General features: G+C 64.4%; 22 protein-coding genes. 16 read left to right on the forward strand and 6 right to left on the reverse strand.

The window, feature by feature from the left end; translation table 11 throughout:
- Positions 1–28: 28 nt before the first annotated feature.
- Positions 29–424, forward strand: coding sequence for a c-type cytochrome (locus NF876_RS02370; RefSeq protein ID WP_210808918.1), 396 nt, complete (start codon positions 29–31; stop codon positions 422–424).
- Positions 425–456: 32 nt separating this feature from the next.
- Here NF876_RS02370 and NF876_RS02375 read toward each other — a convergent pair whose 3' ends face one another.
- Both NF876_RS02375 and NF876_RS02380 read right to left on the reverse strand, forming a co-directional pair.
- A complete protein-coding gene (locus tag NF876_RS02375; protein WP_210808916.1) occupies positions 457–894 on the reverse strand; it encodes a YqaA family protein in 438 nt (145 codons plus the stop codon).
- Positions 894–1,148: a DUF1289 domain-containing protein gene (locus tag NF876_RS02380; protein WP_210808914.1), complete on the reverse strand. Its 255-nt coding sequence runs from the start codon at positions 1,146–1,148 to the stop codon at positions 894–896. Before NF876_RS02380 ends, NF876_RS02375 begins: the two co-directional genes overlap by 1 nt.
- Before the next feature lie 87 nt (positions 1,149–1,235).
- Here NF876_RS02380 and NF876_RS02385 point away from each other — a divergent pair, with 87 nt between their 5' ends.
- Both NF876_RS02385 and NF876_RS02390 read left to right on the forward strand, forming a co-directional pair.
- A complete protein-coding gene (locus tag NF876_RS02385; RefSeq protein WP_210808912.1) occupies positions 1,236–1,514 on the forward strand; it encodes a metal/formaldehyde-sensitive transcriptional repressor in 279 nt (92 codons plus the stop codon).
- A 59-nt stretch (positions 1,515–1,573) separates the two neighbouring features.
- Positions 1,574–2,716, forward strand: a complete 1,143-nt coding sequence (locus NF876_RS02390) for a HoxN/HupN/NixA family nickel/cobalt transporter (RefSeq protein ID WP_210808910.1) — start codon at positions 1,574–1,576, stop codon at positions 2,714–2,716.
- Between the two features lie 274 nt (positions 2,717–2,990).
- On the opposite strand, the gene NF876_RS02395 is transcribed toward NF876_RS02390, so the two are convergent.
- Positions 2,991–4,334 carry an Nramp family divalent metal transporter gene (locus NF876_RS02395; protein ID WP_210808908.1) on the reverse strand — a complete coding sequence of 448 codons (1,344 nt, stop codon included), beginning with the start codon at positions 4,332–4,334 and terminating at the stop codon, positions 2,991–2,993.
- A 166-nt stretch (positions 4,335–4,500) separates the two neighbouring features.
- On the opposite strand from NF876_RS02395, the gene NF876_RS02400 reads away from it, so the two are divergent.
- Both NF876_RS02400 and NF876_RS02405 read left to right on the forward strand, forming a co-directional pair.
- A complete protein-coding gene (locus tag NF876_RS02400) occupies positions 4,501–4,932 on the forward strand; it encodes a Fur family transcriptional regulator (RefSeq protein ID WP_210808906.1) in 432 nt (143 codons plus the stop codon).
- Positions 4,933–5,095: 163 nt separating this feature from the next.
- Positions 5,096–6,109: an MBL fold metallo-hydrolase gene (locus NF876_RS02405; RefSeq protein WP_210808904.1), complete on the forward strand. Its 1,014-nt coding sequence runs from the start codon at positions 5,096–5,098 to the stop codon at positions 6,107–6,109.
- A gap of 57 nt (positions 6,110–6,166) precedes the next feature.
- Here NF876_RS02405 and NF876_RS02410 read toward each other — a convergent pair whose 3' ends face one another.
- Positions 6,167–6,763 carry a hypothetical protein gene (locus NF876_RS02410; protein WP_210808902.1) on the reverse strand — a complete coding sequence of 199 codons (597 nt, stop codon included), beginning with the start codon at positions 6,761–6,763 and terminating at the stop codon, positions 6,167–6,169.
- A 368-nt stretch (positions 6,764–7,131) separates the two neighbouring features.
- Here NF876_RS02410 and NF876_RS02415 point away from each other — a divergent pair, with 368 nt between their 5' ends.
- Positions 7,132–8,412: a M20/M25/M40 family metallo-hydrolase gene (locus tag NF876_RS02415; RefSeq protein ID WP_210808900.1), complete on the forward strand. Its 1,281-nt coding sequence runs from the start codon at positions 7,132–7,134 to the stop codon at positions 8,410–8,412.
- Between the two features lie 179 nt (positions 8,413–8,591).
- Positions 8,592–9,257 carry a transglutaminase-like cysteine peptidase gene (locus NF876_RS02420; protein WP_210808898.1) on the forward strand — a complete coding sequence of 222 codons (666 nt, stop codon included), beginning with the start codon at positions 8,592–8,594 and terminating at the stop codon, positions 9,255–9,257.
- 68 nt (positions 9,258–9,325) lie between these two features.
- On the opposite strand, the gene NF876_RS02425 is transcribed toward NF876_RS02420, so the two are convergent.
- Positions 9,326–10,342, reverse strand: a complete 1,017-nt coding sequence (locus NF876_RS02425; RefSeq protein ID WP_210808896.1) for a L,D-transpeptidase family protein — start codon at positions 10,340–10,342, stop codon at positions 9,326–9,328.
- A gap of 188 nt (positions 10,343–10,530) precedes the next feature.
- Complete coding sequence (locus NF876_RS02430; RefSeq protein WP_210808894.1) at positions 10,531–12,804, reverse strand: heavy metal translocating P-type ATPase; 2,274 nt, start codon at positions 12,802–12,804, stop codon at positions 10,531–10,533.
- A gap of 135 nt (positions 12,805–12,939) precedes the next feature.
- Between NF876_RS02430 and NF876_RS02435 the strand changes: the two genes are divergently transcribed.
- From NF876_RS02435 to NF876_RS02475, 9 genes are all read left to right on the forward strand, one after another.
- The gene (locus tag NF876_RS02435) at positions 12,940–13,356 is read left to right on the forward strand and encodes a MerR family transcriptional regulator (protein ID WP_210808893.1); all 417 of its coding nucleotides are present in this window, start codon (positions 12,940–12,942) and stop codon (positions 13,354–13,356) included.
- A gap of 77 nt (positions 13,357–13,433) precedes the next feature.
- Positions 13,434–13,940 carry a hypothetical protein gene (locus NF876_RS02440; protein ID WP_210808891.1) on the forward strand — a complete coding sequence of 169 codons (507 nt, stop codon included), beginning with the start codon at positions 13,434–13,436 and terminating at the stop codon, positions 13,938–13,940.
- A 138-nt stretch (positions 13,941–14,078) separates the two neighbouring features.
- On the forward strand, positions 14,079–14,300 hold the full coding sequence (locus tag NF876_RS02445) for a heavy-metal-associated domain-containing protein (RefSeq protein ID WP_210808889.1): 222 nt from the start codon (positions 14,079–14,081) through the stop codon (positions 14,298–14,300).
- A 78-nt stretch (positions 14,301–14,378) separates the two neighbouring features.
- The gene (locus tag NF876_RS02450; protein WP_210808887.1) at positions 14,379–14,789 is read left to right on the forward strand and encodes a hypothetical protein; all 411 of its coding nucleotides are present in this window, start codon (positions 14,379–14,381) and stop codon (positions 14,787–14,789) included.
- Between the two features lie 199 nt (positions 14,790–14,988).
- Complete coding sequence (locus NF876_RS02455; RefSeq protein ID WP_210808885.1) at positions 14,989–15,246, forward strand: hypothetical protein; 258 nt, start codon at positions 14,989–14,991, stop codon at positions 15,244–15,246.
- Between the two features lie 24 nt (positions 15,247–15,270).
- On the forward strand, positions 15,271–16,755 hold the full coding sequence (locus tag NF876_RS02460; protein WP_210808883.1) for a TolC family protein: 1,485 nt from the start codon (positions 15,271–15,273) through the stop codon (positions 16,753–16,755).
- A 14-nt stretch (positions 16,756–16,769) separates the two neighbouring features.
- Entirely contained in the window at positions 16,770–18,182 is a 1,413-nt protein-coding gene (locus NF876_RS02465; RefSeq protein WP_210808881.1) for a multicopper oxidase family protein, read from the forward strand.
- Positions 18,183–18,214: 32 nt separating this feature from the next.
- On the forward strand, positions 18,215–18,706 hold the full coding sequence (locus NF876_RS02470; protein ID WP_210808879.1) for a cupredoxin domain-containing protein: 492 nt from the start codon (positions 18,215–18,217) through the stop codon (positions 18,704–18,706).
- Positions 18,707–18,750: 44 nt separating this feature from the next.
- Complete coding sequence (locus NF876_RS02475; RefSeq protein WP_210808877.1) at positions 18,751–19,041, forward strand: copper-binding protein; 291 nt, start codon at positions 18,751–18,753, stop codon at positions 19,039–19,041.
- Positions 19,042–19,095: the final 54 nt, after the last annotated feature.

Below are 19,095 nucleotides of genomic sequence, written 5' to 3' on the forward strand. Positions count from 1 at the left end.
TGGTGATCCGCACAGCCCGGCGGTCACAGTGATCTTGCGACTTGTTCCTGCGGCAGCCCTTCTGCTGGGCGTCACCGTCGTCAGCGCACACGCAGATGGTGGCGACCCGGTGAGGGGCGAGAAGGTGTTCCAATACTGCTACTCGTGCCACTCCGTGCAGCCCGATGAAACAACCCTGCAGGGGCCAAACCTGCACGGGGTTGTCGGCCGCAGGATCGCGTCGCAGGAGGGGTTCTCCTATTCCCTGGCCCTGCGTGCCTTCGCCCAACAGGAGGAGCGCTGGACCGAGTCCCTCTTGGGCCGCTATCTGGCTGCTCCCTACAAGCTGGTTCCAAAGACCAGCATGGCTTTCCCCGGCGTCGAGGCGCAGGACGAACGCGCCGATCTGATCGCGTATCTTCGTTCGAAGGGCAGTCCTTTCTGAGGGGCCAGACACCGGGGCTCGGAATTTCGCACCTACATCCAACCCAGGGTGAATCCCGCGACCCCAAGATAGCGGGCGGTCTTGGCCACCACGATAAAGGCAAGGAACACCGGGAAGGGCTCGCGCAGGACGCCCGCCACAATGGTGAGCGGATCCCCGATGACAGGCATCCACGACAGCAGCAGAGACCAGCGCCCGTAGCGGCGATACCATCCCTCCGCCTTGGTGACCTGCTTCTGCGTGAGCGGGAACCAGCGCTGGCCTTGGAACCGGGTGATGAAGCGCCCCAGATACCAGTTCACGCAGGAACCCAGGATGTTGCCGACGCTGGCGGCTAGAACCAGCAGCCAGACATGGTAGTGCTCGGCCAGCAGCATGCCGGCCAAGACCACCTCCGACTGGAACGGGAACACCGTCGCGGACAGGAACGCGGTCCCGGCCAAGCCGAGATACTCGAGAAGATGCTCCATCAGTTGGGCTGTCCGCTCCCGGACAGAACCCGGAACGTGCGGCGTACCTGCCGGGCAACCCGATCTGTGGATGCCTCGTTGTCGGTCCGGACCTGCTTCACGCGCCGGGGCAGCTCTCGCAGCAGTGCCGTGCGCCGGTATGGCGTCAACTTCCGCCATTCCCGGATCTCCGGGATCGTCCGCCCGCAGCCGAGACACCAGCCGGTGCACCCGTCGAACTCGCACTCGGAGATGCAGGGATTGTCCTTCTTCACGCTTTCTCCTCGCCTGCGGCAAACGATGGGGTGGACATCAAATAGGGTAGCCCCCTATATGATGCAAGACATCAGCGAGGAGGCCGCATGTCCCACACGATCAAAGAGAAGACCAAGCTTCTGGCCCGGGTTCGCCGGATCAAGGGTCAAGTGGAAGCCATCGAGCGGGCGCTGGAGGCCGAACTCGGCTGTGCCGACGTGCTGATGCTGGTCGCATCCGTCCGCGGGGCTGTGAACGGCCTGACCGTCGAGCTGATGGAGGATCATATCCGCAGTCACGTCGTTGATCCGGCGCATGAGCCGGACCCGGAACGGGCCAAGGGTGCCGCCGAGCTCATCGAGGTGGTCCGCACCTACCTGAAATGAACCCATTTTGCAGCGGCCGAACATCCTGATTGTCGCCAGAAGACATCTCTGGATAACCAATGCCTGATATTGCTCAACTCCTTCAGTCCGGCGGCAACCGCTGGCTGCATCTTCCCTTTGCCGTGCTGCTCGGCGCCCTGCACGGGCTGGAGCCCGGCCACTCCAAGACGATGATGGCCGCCTACATCGTGGCGATCCGCGGCACCATCGGCCAAGCCATCCTACTCGGCGTCTGCGCTGCCCTCTCCCACTCGCTCGTGGTCTGGATCGTGGCGATGGCTGGCCTGTCGTTCGGCCGAGAGATCCTGAACTCGCATTTCGAGGCTTGGCTGCTGATCACCTCGGGCGTGATCATCATCGGCATCGCCGCCTGGATGTTCTGGCGCACCGGCCAGAGCATCGGCTGGTTCCGGCGCCATCACCATGGCCATCATCACCATCACAACCATGATCATGACGGCCACCACCATGACGAGGTCCGGACCATCGATACCGGACATGGCATCGTCGAGCTGTCGGTGTTTGAGGACGGCGTGCCGCCCCGCTGGCGTCTGCGGACCCTGAGCGGCCATGGCTGGGCGCCTCAGGACGTGACCGCCGAGACCGAGCGCCCGGACGGCTCTCGCCAGGCCTTCGCTTTCGTCGATCAGGGAAGCTATCTGGAATCCGTCGAGGAGATTCCGGAGCCGCATGCGTTCACAGCCCGGATGCGGCTGTCCCACGGCGACCATGCCCACACCTACGCAGTCACCTTCGCCGAGCATGATCATGACCATCATCACGATCACGCCCACCTTGATGAGGACGCCCACGAGCGCGAGCACGCTGAGCAGATCGCCCGTCAGCTTGCAGCCAACGGCGGCAACGTTACCACAGTCCAGATCGCTCTCTTCGGCATCACCGGTGGCCTGATCCCCTGCCCGGCCTCGATCACCGTACTCTTGATCTGCCTCCAGCTCGGCCAGTTCACCCTCGGCGCCGCCACGGTGGCCGCCTTCAGCCTCGGATTAGCGATCACGATGGTGTCCATTGGCGTCGCGGCCGCGTGGGGCATTCAGCATGCCTCAAAAAAGATCAACTTCTCCGACCGCCTGCTCCGGCGCCTGCCGCTGGCCTCGGCCGGCCTCGTCGGCGTGCTCGGGGCCATCATGCTCGTGCAGGGCTTCGTTGATCTCGCAGCACCTGCGACCGCCCTGTCATAGGACTCCCGTGATCGAGGTCCACACATGGGGCGAGCTGACGTTCGCCCCATGTGGATTTCTCATACTTCCTGCGGAAGGCCGTCAGGGAACCGCGGTGGCCCAGAATCTCCAGGGCAGGAATCCCGCCGAAGCGAGCACCGGCCAACGAGCCCGGCGTCGTCCCTTGACCAAGCCATCGTGACGGATGTCGGCTACACTCCGGCTACCGCTTTCATTCTGCCTAAACCTGTCCAAGCGGCCTGCCTGAATGTTCACGGTCAGGATCCTGAAGACGCTAGGCTCCCGTCAGAAAGTCCACGATCAGCTTGACATTGAGCGTGATGACGATGCCGGCCACCACCCCGGCAACCCCGGTAAGCCATCGTGGTGCAACGAGCTCTCCCATTTTCCTGCGGCTGGCCGTGATCATCACGAGCGGGATGATGGCAAACGGAAGTTGGAGGCTCAGGATGACCTGGCTGAGGATCAGCAACTTCGTAGACCCGCTGGCCCCATACGCAATGGTGACTAGAGCTGCTGGAACGATTGCGACGGCCCGCGTCACCAGTCGCCGCAGCCATGGCGGCAGCCGGATGTCGAGGAATCCCTCCATGACGATCTGGCCGGCCATGGTGGCGGTGACGGTCGAGTTCAGCCCGCAGCAGATCAACGCGACGGCGAACAGCGTCGGCGCCATCGCCGAGCCCAGCAGCGGAGACAACAGCATGTGCGCCTTGTCCAGATCCACGACGCCCGTGTTGCCCGTCCGGTTAAAGGCGGCCGCCGCAAGAATGAGGATCGATGCGTTGATGGTCAGGGCAAACATCAGGGCCAGGGTGCTGTCGATCGTGGCGTATTTCATCGCCTCCCGTTTCTCCGGCAGGCTCTCGCCGAAAGCCCGGGTCTGCACGATGCCGGAGTGCAGGTACAGGTTATGCGGCATCACCGTCGCGCCGATGATCCCGAGCGAAAGATAGAGCATGTCGGGGTTGGAAATGATCTCGGTCGTCGGCGCGAAGCCTCGGACGACCTGTCCCCACTCGGGATCGGCCATGGCAATCTGCACGAGGAAGCAGACGGCGATCACCCCCAAGAGGGTGATGACGAAGGCCTCGATCCACCGGAAGCCCTTGTTCTGGAGATAGAGGATCAGGAACACGTCAAGGGCGGTGACCAGCACCCCGATCTCAAGCGGAATGCCGAACAGGAGGTTCAGCCCGATGGCTGTGCCGATCACCTCGGCGAGGTCGGTCGCGCAGATCGCGATCTCGGCCAGGAACCAGAGCGGGTAGGAAACCGGACGCGGGTAGGCATCCCGGCAAGCCTGGGCGAGGTCCCTCTCGGTCGCCACCGCCATCCGGGCGCACAGGTGCTGGAGAATGATCGCCATGATATTGGACAGCAGAGCGATGACCAGGAGGGCGTAGCCGAACTTGGCCCCGCCGGCGAGCGAGGTCGCCCAGTTGCCGGGGTCCATGTAGCCGACGGCCACGAGGTAACCGGGGCCGAGGAACGCCGCGAGCTTCCGCCAGGGGGAGGCATGCGAACGCACGGCGATGCTGCGATGGACGTCGGAGAGCGACGGGGATCCTCGCTCGCGCCGCCAACTCACCAACGTGCGTCCGGAACCAGTATCCATGGCCAAGCTCATTCTCGCAATTGCAAACGAATTGCAACTTCAACCCTGCTCCTGTTCGAGGCGATTGGCAAGCCGCTCTCGTGATGGTCGAGTGGTGATATGATGGTTGCGGATCCCAACGGAGCCGGCTTCGGGTTCGGCGGAATCCCAGTCGGAGCTGCCGACCATGACGAACCGGATTGAAACGCAATGCCGCGCGCATGGGCTGAGATTGACTGGGCAGCGTCGCCTGATCGCCCAGGTTCTGGCCGCGGCGACTGACCATCCCGACGTCTACGAACTGCATCGCCGGGTCAGCGAACGCGATCCGCACATCAATCTGGCTACCGTGTACCGGACGATGAAACGCCTGGAAAGCGAGGGTATCGTCGAGCGCCAGGCGTTCCGGGACGGCCGATCCCGGTACGAGGGGGTCTCAAAAAAAGGTCACCACGACCATCTGATCGACATCGAGACGGGAGCGGTCGTCGAGTTCAGGAATGCCGAGATCGAGCGGTTGCAGGAACTCGTTGCCCGGGAGCTTGGCTATCAACTCGTCAGCCACCGCCTGGAGCTCTACGCGGTCCCCTTGGCAAACGTCAGCTCTCGAAAGAATTGATAACGGGCAATGTCGAGGTATGGCCGCTTGTCCGGGCGAATGCCTCCTGGCTACCCTCCAAGTTGGGTTTCGCTTAGGCCGGATGGTTGCCGCGAATGCATGATCTCCTCAGCAGAGGTGATTATTGGGTGAAGCCCGTCAGAGCCCACTTAGGGAGGGTTTGATGTTTTCGATTTCAAAGACATCCTTGGCCGCGTTCGCCATCGCCACGGTCATCGGCGCTGCGTCGGCAAACGCTCAGACCGCACCAGCCGGAGACACCCCGGACGTCCATCTGAAGCTGGCCAAAGAGGCGGCGGGAACGGACTTCCTTGGCACGCTCGGCCGGCTCTGCATCCTGCCGGCCACCGGCCCCGGCGCTGATGTCGCTCCGGGTGCGCCTCCGGCCCGCGAGACCTGGTACGCCGACCCAGCGAAGGTGTTCGACAACCTCTACTTCGTCGGCGGCAAGATCCACTCCGCCTGGGCGCTCACCACCAGTGACGGCATCATCCTGATCGACACGATCTATCCCTACAATTCCGAGGAATTGATCGTTGGTGGCCTGCAGAAGCTCGGGCTCGATCCGAAGCAAGTCAAATACGTGATCATCACGCACGGCCACGGGGACCATGTCGGCGGCGCCAAGATGATGCAGGACCGCTTTGGTTCACGCATCGTGATGGGTGAGCCCGACTGGCGCTTCGTCGAGAACTCGGTCAATCGCTACGGCCAGGGCGAGACCAGCGTGAAGCCCAAGCGGGATATCGTCGCCCAGGATGGGCAGAAGATCACCTTGGGTGACACGACGGTGACCCTTGTCTTCACCCCTGGGCACACCGAGGGCACGTTCTCGCTGTTCTTCCCGGTGCAAGACAACGGCAAGCCGCTGACGGTGGCCTATTCGGGCGGGACGGCGTTCAACTTCGTCAACACGGTCGAGAACTTCCAGACCTACATCAACTCGCAGCGCAAGATGGTCGACATGGCCAAAAGCCTCGGAGCGACGGTGGTGATGTCGAACCATTCCGAGTTCGACAACGCGGTCAACAAGATCAGGATGATCCCTGGCCGCAAGCCGGGGGAGCCCAGCCCGATTGAACTCGGAGCTGACGCCGTTAGTCGCTACTTCAAAGTCTCCGAGGAGTGTGCCCGGGTGGCGCAACTGAAGCTGCAACAAGCGTCCAAGTCCAATTAATCGGATGGGGCGGTTTGCTCAGGCATGGCCTTCTCCAGATGGGCTGAACGGTCCTGATCACATGGGTGGCTTCACGCCATTCTTCTCCAGGGTGGCACGGGTCGCCGAGACGGATCCGTCGGGCTTCTTCTGACCAAAGATGAAAACCGCCGCTCCAGGTTTCACCAGACTCGCGTCCCCAGGCACAAAGGCGACCACCGGCACGTCGGGCGGAACGGTGATCTCCGCTTCCTGGCCCTTGTAGGTCACCCGCAGCACCTGTCCCTGCGGAGCGGCCGCGACCCCGGCGACGGTGGCGTTCGTCATGAGGCTATCCGGAGCGAGATCCCAGGCAAACTGCCCCTCGCCCACTCCCGGAGGGAGGAAGTGCACCTCAAGAGCCCGCAGCTTTCCGTCAGATCCTCGGACTGAGGTCGAGGCAATGTAATCGCCGGTCCTGATGTCGGAGAGACTGCGCTTCTCGACACCGGTGACAGCGAAGTTCGGCGCCATGGTAACCGGCACCTCCTGCCCTGCCGGGGTTTTGACCGTCAGGGTCTGCCCCTCAAGCTTCTCGACCGTGCCGCGAATGCGGGTGGGTGTTCCCTCGGGAGCTTGGGCGTGGGCGGGGATTGCCACCAGAGCGAAGAACGCTCCAAGCAGGGGTGACCGCATGGGTAGCCTCCGGGATCGAGACCCGGCTCCGCACCGGGCTTGTCGGCACACTACACGACCGCTTCACAGGGTTTCCCGTCAACGGTGCAAAAGGCGTGGCACGAGGTCTGCACGCATTCGTGATCCTGCTAGGGTAGCCTGAACCGATGCCGCTGCCGGTCTCTTAATGGCAAAAGTCGGTCCTGCAGCGATAGCCATCGGTGGCGGGCGAACACCTTGACCACTCCCAGGACTGCCATACTGTTAAGGCGGTAACCCAAAGGGGTAATCGCCCCGCCGTGTTGCTGCCTTTCCCGGGCGTTCCAACGGACTTCAGAGGTTGGCGGAGCGTCCGGAGTCTCCCCTCCGTCTGAAGGCCACTGACATCCATGACTTCCAAACACCGTCGCCTGCCCTTCGCCCTTGTCGCCATGGCCATGACCATGGCCGCCGGCCCTTCCCTGGCTGAGCCGGTTACAGCCATCCAGGATCTCGCCAAGCAGGAACAGCAGCCGCTGCTGGATACTCTTCGCGATCTGGTTTCCATCGAGTCGGGCAGCAAGGATCTGGAAGGCTTGGCCAAGATCGCCGACCTGATCGCCGATCGCCTGAAGCAGCTCGGGGGCAAGGTCGAGCTGATCCAGCCGGCCGACATCTACCGCATGGACGACACGCCCGAGAAGGTCGGCGCCATGGTGAAGGCCGAGTTCCAGGGTACCGGCAAAGCCAAGATCATGCTCATCGCCCACATGGACACTGTGTACCTGCCTGGCATGCTCAAGGAGCAGCCGTTCCGCATCGACGGCGACAAGGCTTATGGCCTGGGCATTGCTGACGACAAGCACGGCATCGCCACCATCCTGCACACCATTGCACTGCTGCAGAAGCTCGGCTTCAAGGACTACGGCACGCTCACTGTGCTGATCAACGGTGACGAGGAAATCAGCTCCCCTGGCGGGCGCAGCACCATCACCCAGATCGCCTCCGACCAGGATGTCGTCCTGTCATTTGAGGGCGGCGGCACCGACGGCAGCGTGCGCCTTGCCACCAGCGGCATCGGGGCAGCGTACCTGACCGTGCACGGCAAATCCTCGCACGCCGGCGCCCGGCCCGAGGGTGGCGTCAACGCGCTTTACGAACTCTCGCACCAGCTGCTGCAGTTGAAGGACCTGTCGCAGAACGACCGTGGGCTGAAACTCAACTGGACGGTGTCACAGGCCGGCACCAACCGCAACGTGATCCCGGCGGAGGCAACGGCGCAGGCTGATGCCCGGGCGCTGAAGGTCTCTGATTTCGACCAGCTCCAGGCGACGCTGCAGGAGCGGATCAAGAACCAGCTACTGCCGGAGGCGAAGGTGCAGCTCAAGTTCGAGGTGCGTCGGCCGCCGCTGGAAGCCACCGACGCCTCCCGCAAGCTGTCGTCACACGCCAAGTCGATCTACGACGAGATCGGCGTGCCGATGAAGGTGCTGGATGCTCCCAACGGCGGCGGCACCGACGCGGCCTTCGCGGCACTGAAGACCAAGGGCGCGGTTGTCGAGGGCTTCGGTCTGAGCGGCTTCGGGTCCCACTCCAATGACGCCGAGTACATCCAGATCGGCAGCATTGCCCCACGCCTCTATCTGACCACGCGGCTGATCATGGACGTCTCACAGGACAAGGTGAGGTAAGGGACTTTCTGACGCGCCATGACGAGTACTGCCATGGCGCGTTCCCAGTCCTGCTAATGAAGGGTGGGAACGAACGCTAACGACCGACCGTTAACTTCTGTTTAACTTCTGCCTTGAATCCGCCATTCCCGCCGTGTCATGAAGATGAACACTTCCTTAACGACACGTCGGCGGGGGCAATGCGGCACTCTCTTCTTGGGCTTCTGAACGTTCGGCCTTTTTCCCAGAACACGCTCCGCCTTGCCACCGTGTCTCTGTCGTTCACCGTCATTGCTGCCGCTGTTCAGGCGCAAACCGTGGCAGCCCCACCAGCCTCATCACAATCCGTCGCGAAGGTAGGCACCGCCAAGCCGATCGCCGCCTGGACCCGCTTCTGCCAGCAGAGGCCGGAGGAATGTGCCGTCGACGCTTCCGAACCGGCCACCATCGCTCTCACACCCCAAGCTTGGAAGACCATCGTCCAGGTCAACCGTCAGGTGAACGGTGCGATCAAGGCCAAGACCGATAAGGACCACTGGGGTGTCGAGGACCGCTGGGACTTCGCCGAGGACGGCTACGGCGATTGCGAGGACTACCAGCTCGTCAAGCGCAAGCGCTTGGTTGAGGCCGGTTTTCCCCGTCGCGCCCTGCGGATGACCGTGGTCATCGACGAGGAAGGCGCCGGGCACGCCGTGATGATGGTCCGCACCGATCGCGGTGACTTCGTGCTCGATAACAAGAAGAACGCCGTCCTGCCGTGGCACCAGACCGGCTACACCTACGTCAAGCGTGAGGGCGATACCGGCTCGGCTTGGGCCTCGCTCGGTGGAGCGTTTGTCTCACCGACCGTCACGGCCGGCCGCTAACGCCTCTTTCCAGTCAGGCATCGCAGAAGGCAGGGTAGGTTGATCGGCCCTGCCCCGCCGTGCCGGTTCTATTGGGATGCCCTCTGTGACGCGTACGACGTACTGGTCGGGGATCCTTGCCGCGGGCTCCCATTTGCGTTCAGGAGGATTTCACGCGGCCCGGCCGCCAGGGCTTCCGGGCGGCTGACATCACCCAAACGATTCCGGGTACTGGCGTCTACCGCCAGCGAGCCGTCCTCGCCAGGCGACAGGGCTTCGCGGAAGACCCGGTTCTGCCCACCGTCGGCATAGACCACTCTGACGGGCTGCACGCCCCTGGCCACCAGAGCGGCCACCTGCTGCTCGTCCCTCTGCTGTTTCTGGGCCACGGCAGCGGCCACGGACGGATCACCCGCATCGAAGACATAGCGCCCGCTGCCGACCCCGACCTGCGGCTCCTCGCGGGTGACCTCGAAGGTGTCGTTGCCTTCCTTCAGGTTGTTCCAGAACGCGATGTTCGGGTCGAGGCGATGCTTAGCCAGGTTCTCGGCCGTCATCCGGAACGGATAGGACTGGAACTGGAAGCCACGTTGACCACCGGCAAAAGCCTCCCGAGCGATGGCATAGATCTCTGCAATGCTCTCATCCGTCATGGCAAAGCAGCCGGCGGACGAGCACGAGCCATGGACCATCAGCAGGCTGCCCGTGCGGCCCATCTGCTGGTCATAGGCATTCGGGAAGCCGGTGTCGAAGGACAGGTGATAGTTCGAGTTCGGGTTCATCTGCCCGGGGCTGACCGTGTAGAAGCCCTCCGGCGCCTGGCGGTCACCCGTCTGGATCTTGGGGCCGAGCTGGCCCGACCAGCGGCAGATGGGATACGTCTTCAGCAGGGCGTACTTGCCGTTGGCTCCCCGCTTCCAGACCTCCATCTCCGACTCTTTCTTGAACGCCCGAATCAGGATGGGGTCGCTCTTGGACATGCCCTTGCTGTCCATCAGCGCCATGGTGGACTGCGGAATCGGCACAAGATGGCGCGTGGACCGATTGTCACCCTGGCAGGCGGCAAGCGCGAGCACGAGGCTCGCAGCCAATGCGATACGCTTCATGATGGGGACCCCGCGTTGTGATCTGCCCGGGTAGTGAGGCCGGACAGTCCCCGATTTCTCTTAATTTTTCGGCTTCAAGGCTGCTTGCCGCAGCGCCGGCCAGTCACACCAAAGCTTGCGGTCAAGTCCGGCAGGATTGAGGCATGCGGCGCTCATTCCCCGTGATCCACACCGACGGAGCGACGGCATCAGGTCCGTCCGCCGGCCACGAGCAGCCGCATGGCGTTGGCGGTGACGAGCACCGTCGCGCCCGTATCGGCCAGGATCGCGGGCCACAGGCCCGTGATGCCGAGGATGGTCGTCACCAGGAACACGGCCTTGAGGCCGAGCGCGATGGTGATGTTCTGGCGGATGTTCGCCATCGTGTCCCGCGACAGCCGGACCATACGGGCAACGTCGAGGACGCGCCCGTGCAGGACGGCGGCGTCGGCGGTCTCCAGGGCCACATCCGTGCCGCCGCCCATGGCGATACCGACATCGGCAGCCGCCAAGCCGGGGGCATCGTTGATGCCGTCGCCAATCTTGGCGACCACTTGGCCCTTAGCCTGGAGCTCGCGCACGATCGCCTGCTTGTCCTGCGGCATCAGCTCGGCCCTTGGCTCGATGCCGAGCCCGGTCGCAATGGCCTCGGCCGTGCGGCGGTTGTCGCCAGTGACCATTAAGGCCTTCACGCCCGCCCGGTTAAGGGCGTCGAGTCCCTCCTTGGCATCGGGCCGCGGCTCGTCACGCATGGCAATCAGCCCGGCCACCTGATCTCCGGCCAGAAGCACCGAGACCGTTTTGCCCTCATCGTTCAGAGCAGTGATGCGGGCCGTCTGCTCCGGCGTAAGTGGAACCTTCTCTTCAGCCGCCTTGGCCGAACCAAGGAAGAGCGACACGCCGCCGACGTTGCCGGTCACGCCCTTGCCACCGATGGCGGCACCATTCGCGGCCGGAGGGACTGGGGCCTTGGCCTCCGCCGCCTTGGCCAGGACCGCTGTAGCGAGCGGATGGCTCGAACCCGTCTCGAGGGCCGCAGCGAGCGAGAGAACCTCCCGCTCCGAACGCCTCACTGGGATGACGTCTGTGACCTTGGGCTTGCCTTCGGTGAGCGTGCCGGTCTTGTCGAAGGCGGCCATGGTGATCTTGCCGAGGCTTTCCAGCACGGCTCCACCCTTCATCAGCAGGCCACGGCGGGCGCCCGCCGACAGGCCGGCAGCGATGGCGGCCGGGGTCGAGATCACCAGGGCACACGGGCAGCCGATCAGCAGGATCGCTAGGCCTTTGTAGATCCACTCGCCCCAGGACGCGCCGAAGAGAAGCGGCGGCACGATGGCGACCAGGGCGCCGACCACGAGGACGGCGGGCGTGTAATACCGGGAAAAGCGGTTGATGAAACGCTCGGTCGGAGCCTTGCTCTCCTGGGCTTCTTCGACCAGGCGCACGATGCGGGCGATGGTGTTGTCCTGCGCCGCCGCAGTGACACGGACGCGGATCGCCCCATCGCCGTTGATCGTGCCGGCGAACACGGTGTCGTCCGTCCCCTTCCGCTTCGGGGAGCTCTCACCCGTGACCGGGGCCTCATCGATGGCGCTCTCGCCTGAGACGATCAGACCGTCCGCTGGAACCCGATCACACGGACGGATCAGGATGATCGACCCAACCATCAGGGTGTCGGCCTGAACCTCCTCGGTCGTTCCGTCGCGTTCGAGCAGCGCCGTCTTCGGCACCAGCTTAGTTAGGCCTTGGATGCTGGCGCGGGCCCGACCGGCGGCCACGCCCTCGAGAAGCTCGCCAACAAGGAACAGGAAGACCACCATGGCGGCCTCCTCCGTCGCCCCGATGATCACGGCGCCGACGGCCGCGATGGTCATCAGCATTTCGATTGAGAACGGCGTGCCGAAGCGGGCCGCCACGATGGCGCGCCGGGCAATGGGAACGAGACCGACGGCCATGGCGAGGACGAAGGCCCAATGTCCGGTCTCGGGCAGGAGTTGGCCAATCCCGTAGGCGGCCACGAGCGCCAAGCCACAGGCGATGGTCAGGAGCCCGCGCGTGCTCTTCCACCACGGGCCTTCGCTGGGCCCATGATCGTGCAGATGCCCGTGCAGGCCGGCGGAAGCCTCCTCATCGTGAGCGTGCTTATCGCCATGATGATCGTGATCGTGGCCGTGATCATGGTCGTGGTCGCAACCAGGTCCATGCACGTGTCCATGATTGTCCTTGTGGCCGTGCTGCCTTGCTCTTGAGGGGCCCGCTGGTCCCTGCCCGGTGACCTTGTACCCGAGCGTTGAGATCCGCTTTGCGAGCGCGGCGGGTACAACCGTGTCATCGTGGTCGACCGTTACGGTTCCTGCCGGGACCGAGACGTTCACGTCGGCCACGCCAGGCGTCCGCCGGAGGGCCGTATCGATCTTGGCCGCACACGAGGCGCAGTCCATCCCGGAAACCCGGTAACGGGTGCGCTGCTCCTTCGATGACATGGTCTGGGGCTCCTCTTCGTGGCCGCCGGGCAGATTGCAGGCCTCACGCATCACTACGCTCACAAAACTGCTTCACTTCGATTCGCGGAGACCCTACATCCTCTAGCGGCTAGAGCTTCAAGAGGCTTTTTTTCGATGTCTCTGACGATTGGCGAACTGTCGCGGCAGGCTCAGGTGAAGATCCCGACCATCCGCTACTACGAGCAGATCGGCCTCTTGGCCGAGCCCGTCCGGACGGAAGGCCAGCAGCGACGGTACCGTGTCGAGGATGTCCGCCTGCTCAACTTCATCCGCCACGCCCGCGAGCTTGGTTTCGAGGTCGAGGCCATCCGGCAACTCTTGGGTCTGGCCAGCCATCCTGACCGTTCCTGCGGCGAGGCGCATGAGATCACCAAGGCCCATCTCGCCGAGGTCAAGGACAAGATCGCCCGTCTCACCGCCCTGCGTGACGAGCTCGAGGCCATGGTCGCCTGCGACCACCGAAAAGTCTCCGAGTGCCGGATCATCGAGGTGTTGGCCGATCATGGCCAATGCCAGCACGACCAGCATTAGGAGCATGCTCCAGCCATAGTAAGGGGCCACAGTCTCCCGATGGAGGGTGCCGCTGCGTGTGGAACCGGACAAGGACAGTGGCTACGGCTCTCGGCATGGCAGCGGGCCTAAGCGGGCCGGCCTCGGCCGACCCTTTTGACCGGCCTCCTGCCGGATATGGCACATCAATCAATCGCCACCTCGCTCAAGCCGGGCTCGCCCTTCGGCTGAAGCCTGAGGGCTGCCAGGGCAAAGGAACAGCGGAATGCCGATTCTCCTCGCCCACGGTCAGTGCCACTGTCGAGGGGCACGCAACGCCACCCCGCACCACGCTGATCGCGATCTCTGCCGACCTTCTCAGGGATGAGGCCCATATCAGTCCGCAGGATCTCGTGGGCGATGCCCTCGCCGTGCTGAGTGCGACAATGGCAGGTTATGACCCCGACCTGCAGCCCCCACGGCGCGACGAGCTTCTCGCAGATTGGGCCAAAACGGTCCTGACCACGGGACATAGTGCGGGTGCCGGGCTCCTTGCCGACTATTCACTGTCCTTCGACCAGGGCGCTGACGGGTTTCTCGTCATCACGATTGTTCCAAAACATTAGACCTGTGAGAGCAAACTCCTGGCTTACCGCGAGGCCTTGGATGAGGCGGTTCCGGAGCCCTAGCGCCGCCCCGCTTGACCTTGCCATGATGGCAAGGTTCAAACAGGCAGGGATCCACGCGAATCCGGCGACCCGACCATGCACCTCCTTCACGTCTTTCACGTCCCCGCCCTGAATTGTGGCGGCTGCCTGGGCTTTGTTGTCCGGGCGCTGCAGGACATCGATCAGCAGGTCCGCGTCGAGGCCAACCTGCTGGACCGCACCGTGAGGATCATTTCCAGCCGCTTCGAATCCGCTCTCCTGCGTGCTCTCCGTCAGGCCGGCTTTCCCGCCGAACCAGTCCTCCTGCCCTGGGGGTGACCAGTCATGCGTCCTCCCTTGTTCATGCCATTGTTTCGTGAGAGACAGCCGATTCTGACGAACAGGAGCGATTCTCCGTTGCGGCTGCTGGGTACCCTCATCGTGGCTCTGCTTGCGTTCACCATGGCGATCTTCCCGATCTCCGTGGCGCCGGTGGCTGCCTCGGGTGGACATCAGCACGCGCTGTCAGCCGATGCCGAGCGCGGGCACGCCCATGAGCATGCTGACAATGGGGATCACGAGCACGGGGATGTGCTGACATCCCCCGGCAATACCGTGACAGCTGACGTCAGCGACCATGACGGCAGCTCCCGGGACTGCACCGGCCCGGCCTGCTGCAGCATGGGCACATGCCACGCCTTCCAGGACACTGATCTTCCCGTTCTCTACTCTCCAGGGGCATCCCGGCTTCCCATTGCCATGCCCGGCGACGAGCAGGTCGGCGGGATCACAGCAGGCGGCCTCGACAGGCCGCCACGAACCGTCTGAGTCAGGCGCGGGCGGCTCGACGCCCGCACGAACCGGCGTGTCCGCTCGCCTGAGCGGTTCCGCCCGACGACGCTCAACCGGCTGCCGCTTTTCCGCATTCAAAGCCCGAAACAGATCTGAACGCCCGGACTCCGAGTCTGTCTGATGTTCCGCTGGTTCTTTTGCTTGCTGCGACGGTGGTCGACCCGAGACCGACACCATGCTGAAACCTATATGCCTCGCCGTCCTGACCCTGAGTCTTGGCGCTTGCGTCGCCACCACCCCTCCAGCCTATCTGGCGGCTCCCGCTGACCCGTCCGTGGGCGTTCGAAACCCCGGCTACGCCTCCGTGACCGCGGGTGTCCGCGCCTATGACGTCGTCGAACCCCTCGACTGGCGCGAGCTCAACCGACGCGTCACGCCGGGCGCCGCCCCCGAACGGGACGACAGCAACGACGCCGCCCGACGGGGACGATGATCCATGCCCAAGGACAACACGATCATGACTGAACATAATCATGCGGGACCAACCCGCCGGCTGGGGCTGCTCGGGGGCATCGCCCTGACCCTGTTCCTTGGGGGCTGCGTCTCGTTCTCCGCTGATGGTGGCCTGTCGACGGCGCAGACGGTCGCCTACAGCGAATTGGGTAAGGACGTCGTCAAGATCACCAGCGAGGCTGAGGCCATCGGCATCCAGCAGCGGGTCGAGGACCTGCTGCGGCGTCCGTTGACCCCGGACAGTGCGGTCCAGATCGCCCTGCTGAAGAACAGGGGCCTCCAGGTCGCGTTCAACGAGCTCGGCGTCTCCGAGGCCGAGTACATCCAGACGAGCCTGCCGCCGAGCCCGACGGCTTCCCTGTCGCGGCTGGGCGGCAGCTTGGAACTGGAGATCGAACGCCAGATCGTCGTCGGCCTGTTTGAACTGGCCACCCTTCCCGCCCGGACCGCGGTTGCCGAGCAGCGCTTCCGTGCCGCCCAGTTCCGCACCGCCGAGGCCGTGCTCCGGCTCGCGGCCGAGACCCGCCGGGAATACTACCGGGCGATCGCGGCCAACCAGCAGATCGCCTTTATGCAGCAGGCGCTCGGCACCGCCGAGACCGCCTCGGAGCTTGCCAAGCAACTCGGCGAAAGCGGTTCGCTGAACAAGCTGGAGCAGGCCCGCGAGCATGCCTTCTATCAGGAACTCGGCGCCCAGCTTGCCCGCGCCCGCATCGAGCAGAAGGTTGCCCGTGAGCGCCTGATCCGGCAGCTCGGTCTCTGGGGCCGGGACATCGACTTCCGCCTGCCCAACTCGCTCCCGCCCCTGCCGGCCCGCATTGCTTCGGCCCAGGACATCGAGCGCCGGGCGCTCGAACGCCGTGTCGACCTCCAGGCGTTGCGGCACGATTTGGATGCGACCGCCCGCCAGTTCGGCCTGACGAATGCCACCCGCTTCGTCTCCGACGTCGAACTCGCCGGCCTCTCCAGCTACGAACGCACGACGTCCGTCTTCACCGAGGACGGCCAGACGGTGGTCGAGAGCGAACGGATCAAGCGCAAGGGCTTGGAGATCGAGTTCACGATCCCGATCTTCGACTTCGGCGCGGTGGGCGTCCGCAATGCCCAGGAAACCTACCTGGCCGCGGCCAACCGCCTGGCGGAGCGGGCCGTCAACGTGCGCTCGGAGGCCCGCGAGGCCTACCTGCGCTACCGCGGCAACTACGATCTCGCCCGTCACTACCAGGGCCGGGTCTTGCCCTTGCAGAAGACAATCCAGGACGAGGCCCTGCTCCAATACAGCGGCATGCTCGTCGACGTGAGCCAGCTCATCATCGACGCCCGCACCCGCATCCTCAGCAACGTCGACGCCATCAACGCCCGCCGCGACTTCTGGATCGCGTCTACCGACCTCAAGGCTGCCCTGATCGGCGGCGGGGCCGGCGGCGGTGAAGGCGGCGGAGAAGCCACCACAGCTGCGGCCGCCAGCGGCGGTGGCGGCGGACACTGACAAGGAGACACGCAATGACCGATCTCTCACGCAGAGGTTTTCTCGGCGCCGGAGGCCTGGCTCTCGCAGGCGCCTCCATGGTCAGCGGACGCACGCAGGCCGCCAGCCTGCCCGAGGCGCCGATCATGACCGAGGCCACGATGCAGCCGCCGCTCTATCCGAAGAGCGGGCCGGACTACCAACCCGTCGTCACCCTCAACGGCTGGACCCTGCCCTGGCGGCAGAACGGCGACTGGAAGGAGTTCCATCTCGTCGCCGAGCCCGTCGTGCGCGAGCTTGCGCCCGGCATGAAGGCGCACCTGTGGGGCTACAACGGCCAGTCGCCGGGACCGACCATCGAGGCGGTGCAGGGCGACAAGGTCCGCATCTTCGTCACCAACAGGCTGCCGGAGAACACGGCGGTGCACTGGCACGGCCAGCTCCTGCCCAACGGCATGGACGGCGTCGGTGGCCTGACCCAGCCGCACATCCCGCCGAGCAAGACCTTCGTGTACGAGTTCATCTGCCAGAAGTCCGGCACCTTCATGTACCACCCGCATTCGGACGAGATGGTCCAGATGGCGATGGGCATGATGGGCTTCTTCGTCGTGCACCCGCGCGATCCGGCCGAGCGCCGCGTCGACCGCGACTTCGTGTTCCTGCTCAACGCTTTCGACATCGAGGCCGGCAGCTACGTGCCGAAGGTCAACACGATGACCGACTTCAATCTGTGGTGCTGGAACTCGCGCGTGTTCCCCGGCATCGACCCGCTCGTGGTGCGCCAGGGCGACAAGGTCCGCGTCCGGTTCGGCAACCTGACCATGACCAACCATCCGATCCACATGCACGGCTACGACTTCAAGGTCACGGGCACCGACGGCGGCTGGGTGCCCGAGACCGCGCAATGGCCCGAGGTTTCCGTCGATGTCGCCGTCGGGCAGATGCGGGCCTTCGAGTTCGTGGCCGATGCGCCGGGCGACTGGGCGATCCATTGCCACAAGTCGCACCACACCATGAATGCCATGGGCCACGACGTGAAGACCTACATCGGCGTGAACATGAAGAAGACCGCAGCCGCCATCAAGAAGGTGGCGCCGGGCTACATGCCGATGGGCGACAGCGGCATGGGCGAGATGGGCTCGATGGAGATGCCGCTTCCCGACAACACGCTGCCGATGATGACGGGCTTCGCCCAGTTCGGGCCCGTCGAGATGGGCGGCATGTTCTCGGTCGTGAAGGTGCGCCCCGGCCTCGCCGCCGACGATTACAAGGATCCGGGCTGGTACAAGCACCCGGAAGGAACGGTCGCCTACGAATGGAAGGGCGAGCAACTCGCCGAACCCGCCCGTGCAACCTCTCCCGACAGCGGTGTGAAGGCGGCTGAGTTCCGCGCCATCGATCCGCGCAAGCGCCCGGTCCGCACCGCCGGCGGCCACGACAATCACTGATCCCGACAAAACCGATGCCAAAGGAGCTATCGATGAAGACCTGCATTTCCACCGTCATGGGCGCCGCTGCGGCGCTAACACTGGCGACCGGGCTGGCCCTTGCCGCTCCCGGCGAGCCCGGCCACACCCACAAGTCCTTCGCGGCCGGCGAGCCGGGTGACCCGAAGAAGTCTGTCGCCCGCACGATCGAGGTCACCATGAAGGAGACCGATGACGCGAAGATGCTGTTCGAGCCCAACAAGGTCGAGATCAAGCGCGGCGAGCAGGTGAAGTTCGTGCTCAAGAACCACGGTCAAGTGGATCACGAGTTCATGCTCGACTCGATCGAGAACAATGCCAAGCACAAGGTCCAGATGCAGAAGAACCCGGACATGGAGCACGACGACCCGAACGGGAAGCGGCTCGCGCCAATGGGTTCCAACGAGATCGTCTGGCGCTTCACGAAGGCCGGCACCTTCGAGTTCGCCTGCTTGATCCCCGGCCACTACGAGTCCGGCATGCACGGCACCGTCGTCGTCAAGTGACGTCTCCCATCCCCTCGTCATCGCAATCCGAAAAGGAGTTTCCCATGAAGCGTATTGCCATCAGCCTGATCGCCGCCCTGAGCCTCTCCGGCACCGCTTTCGCGCAGGGCCTGCCGACGGTCTCGGGCACGGTCGAGAAGGTCGACACCGCCCAGGGCAAGATCACCATCGACCACGGCGCCATCCAGAACCTCGACATGGAGCCGATGACGATGGTGTTCCGCGCCCAGGACCCGAACCTGCTCAAGGGCATCAAGGCCGGCGACAAGGTCCAGTTCACCGCCGACCGCGTGAACGGCCAGATCTCCGTCACCTCGATCAAGAAGGGCTCGTAAGGCCCTCCCCGCCTTGCGGAACGCGTCCGAGACCCGCCGTTCCGCGAGGCGGTC

This window comes from Microvirga yunnanensis (genome assembly GCF_025460875.1).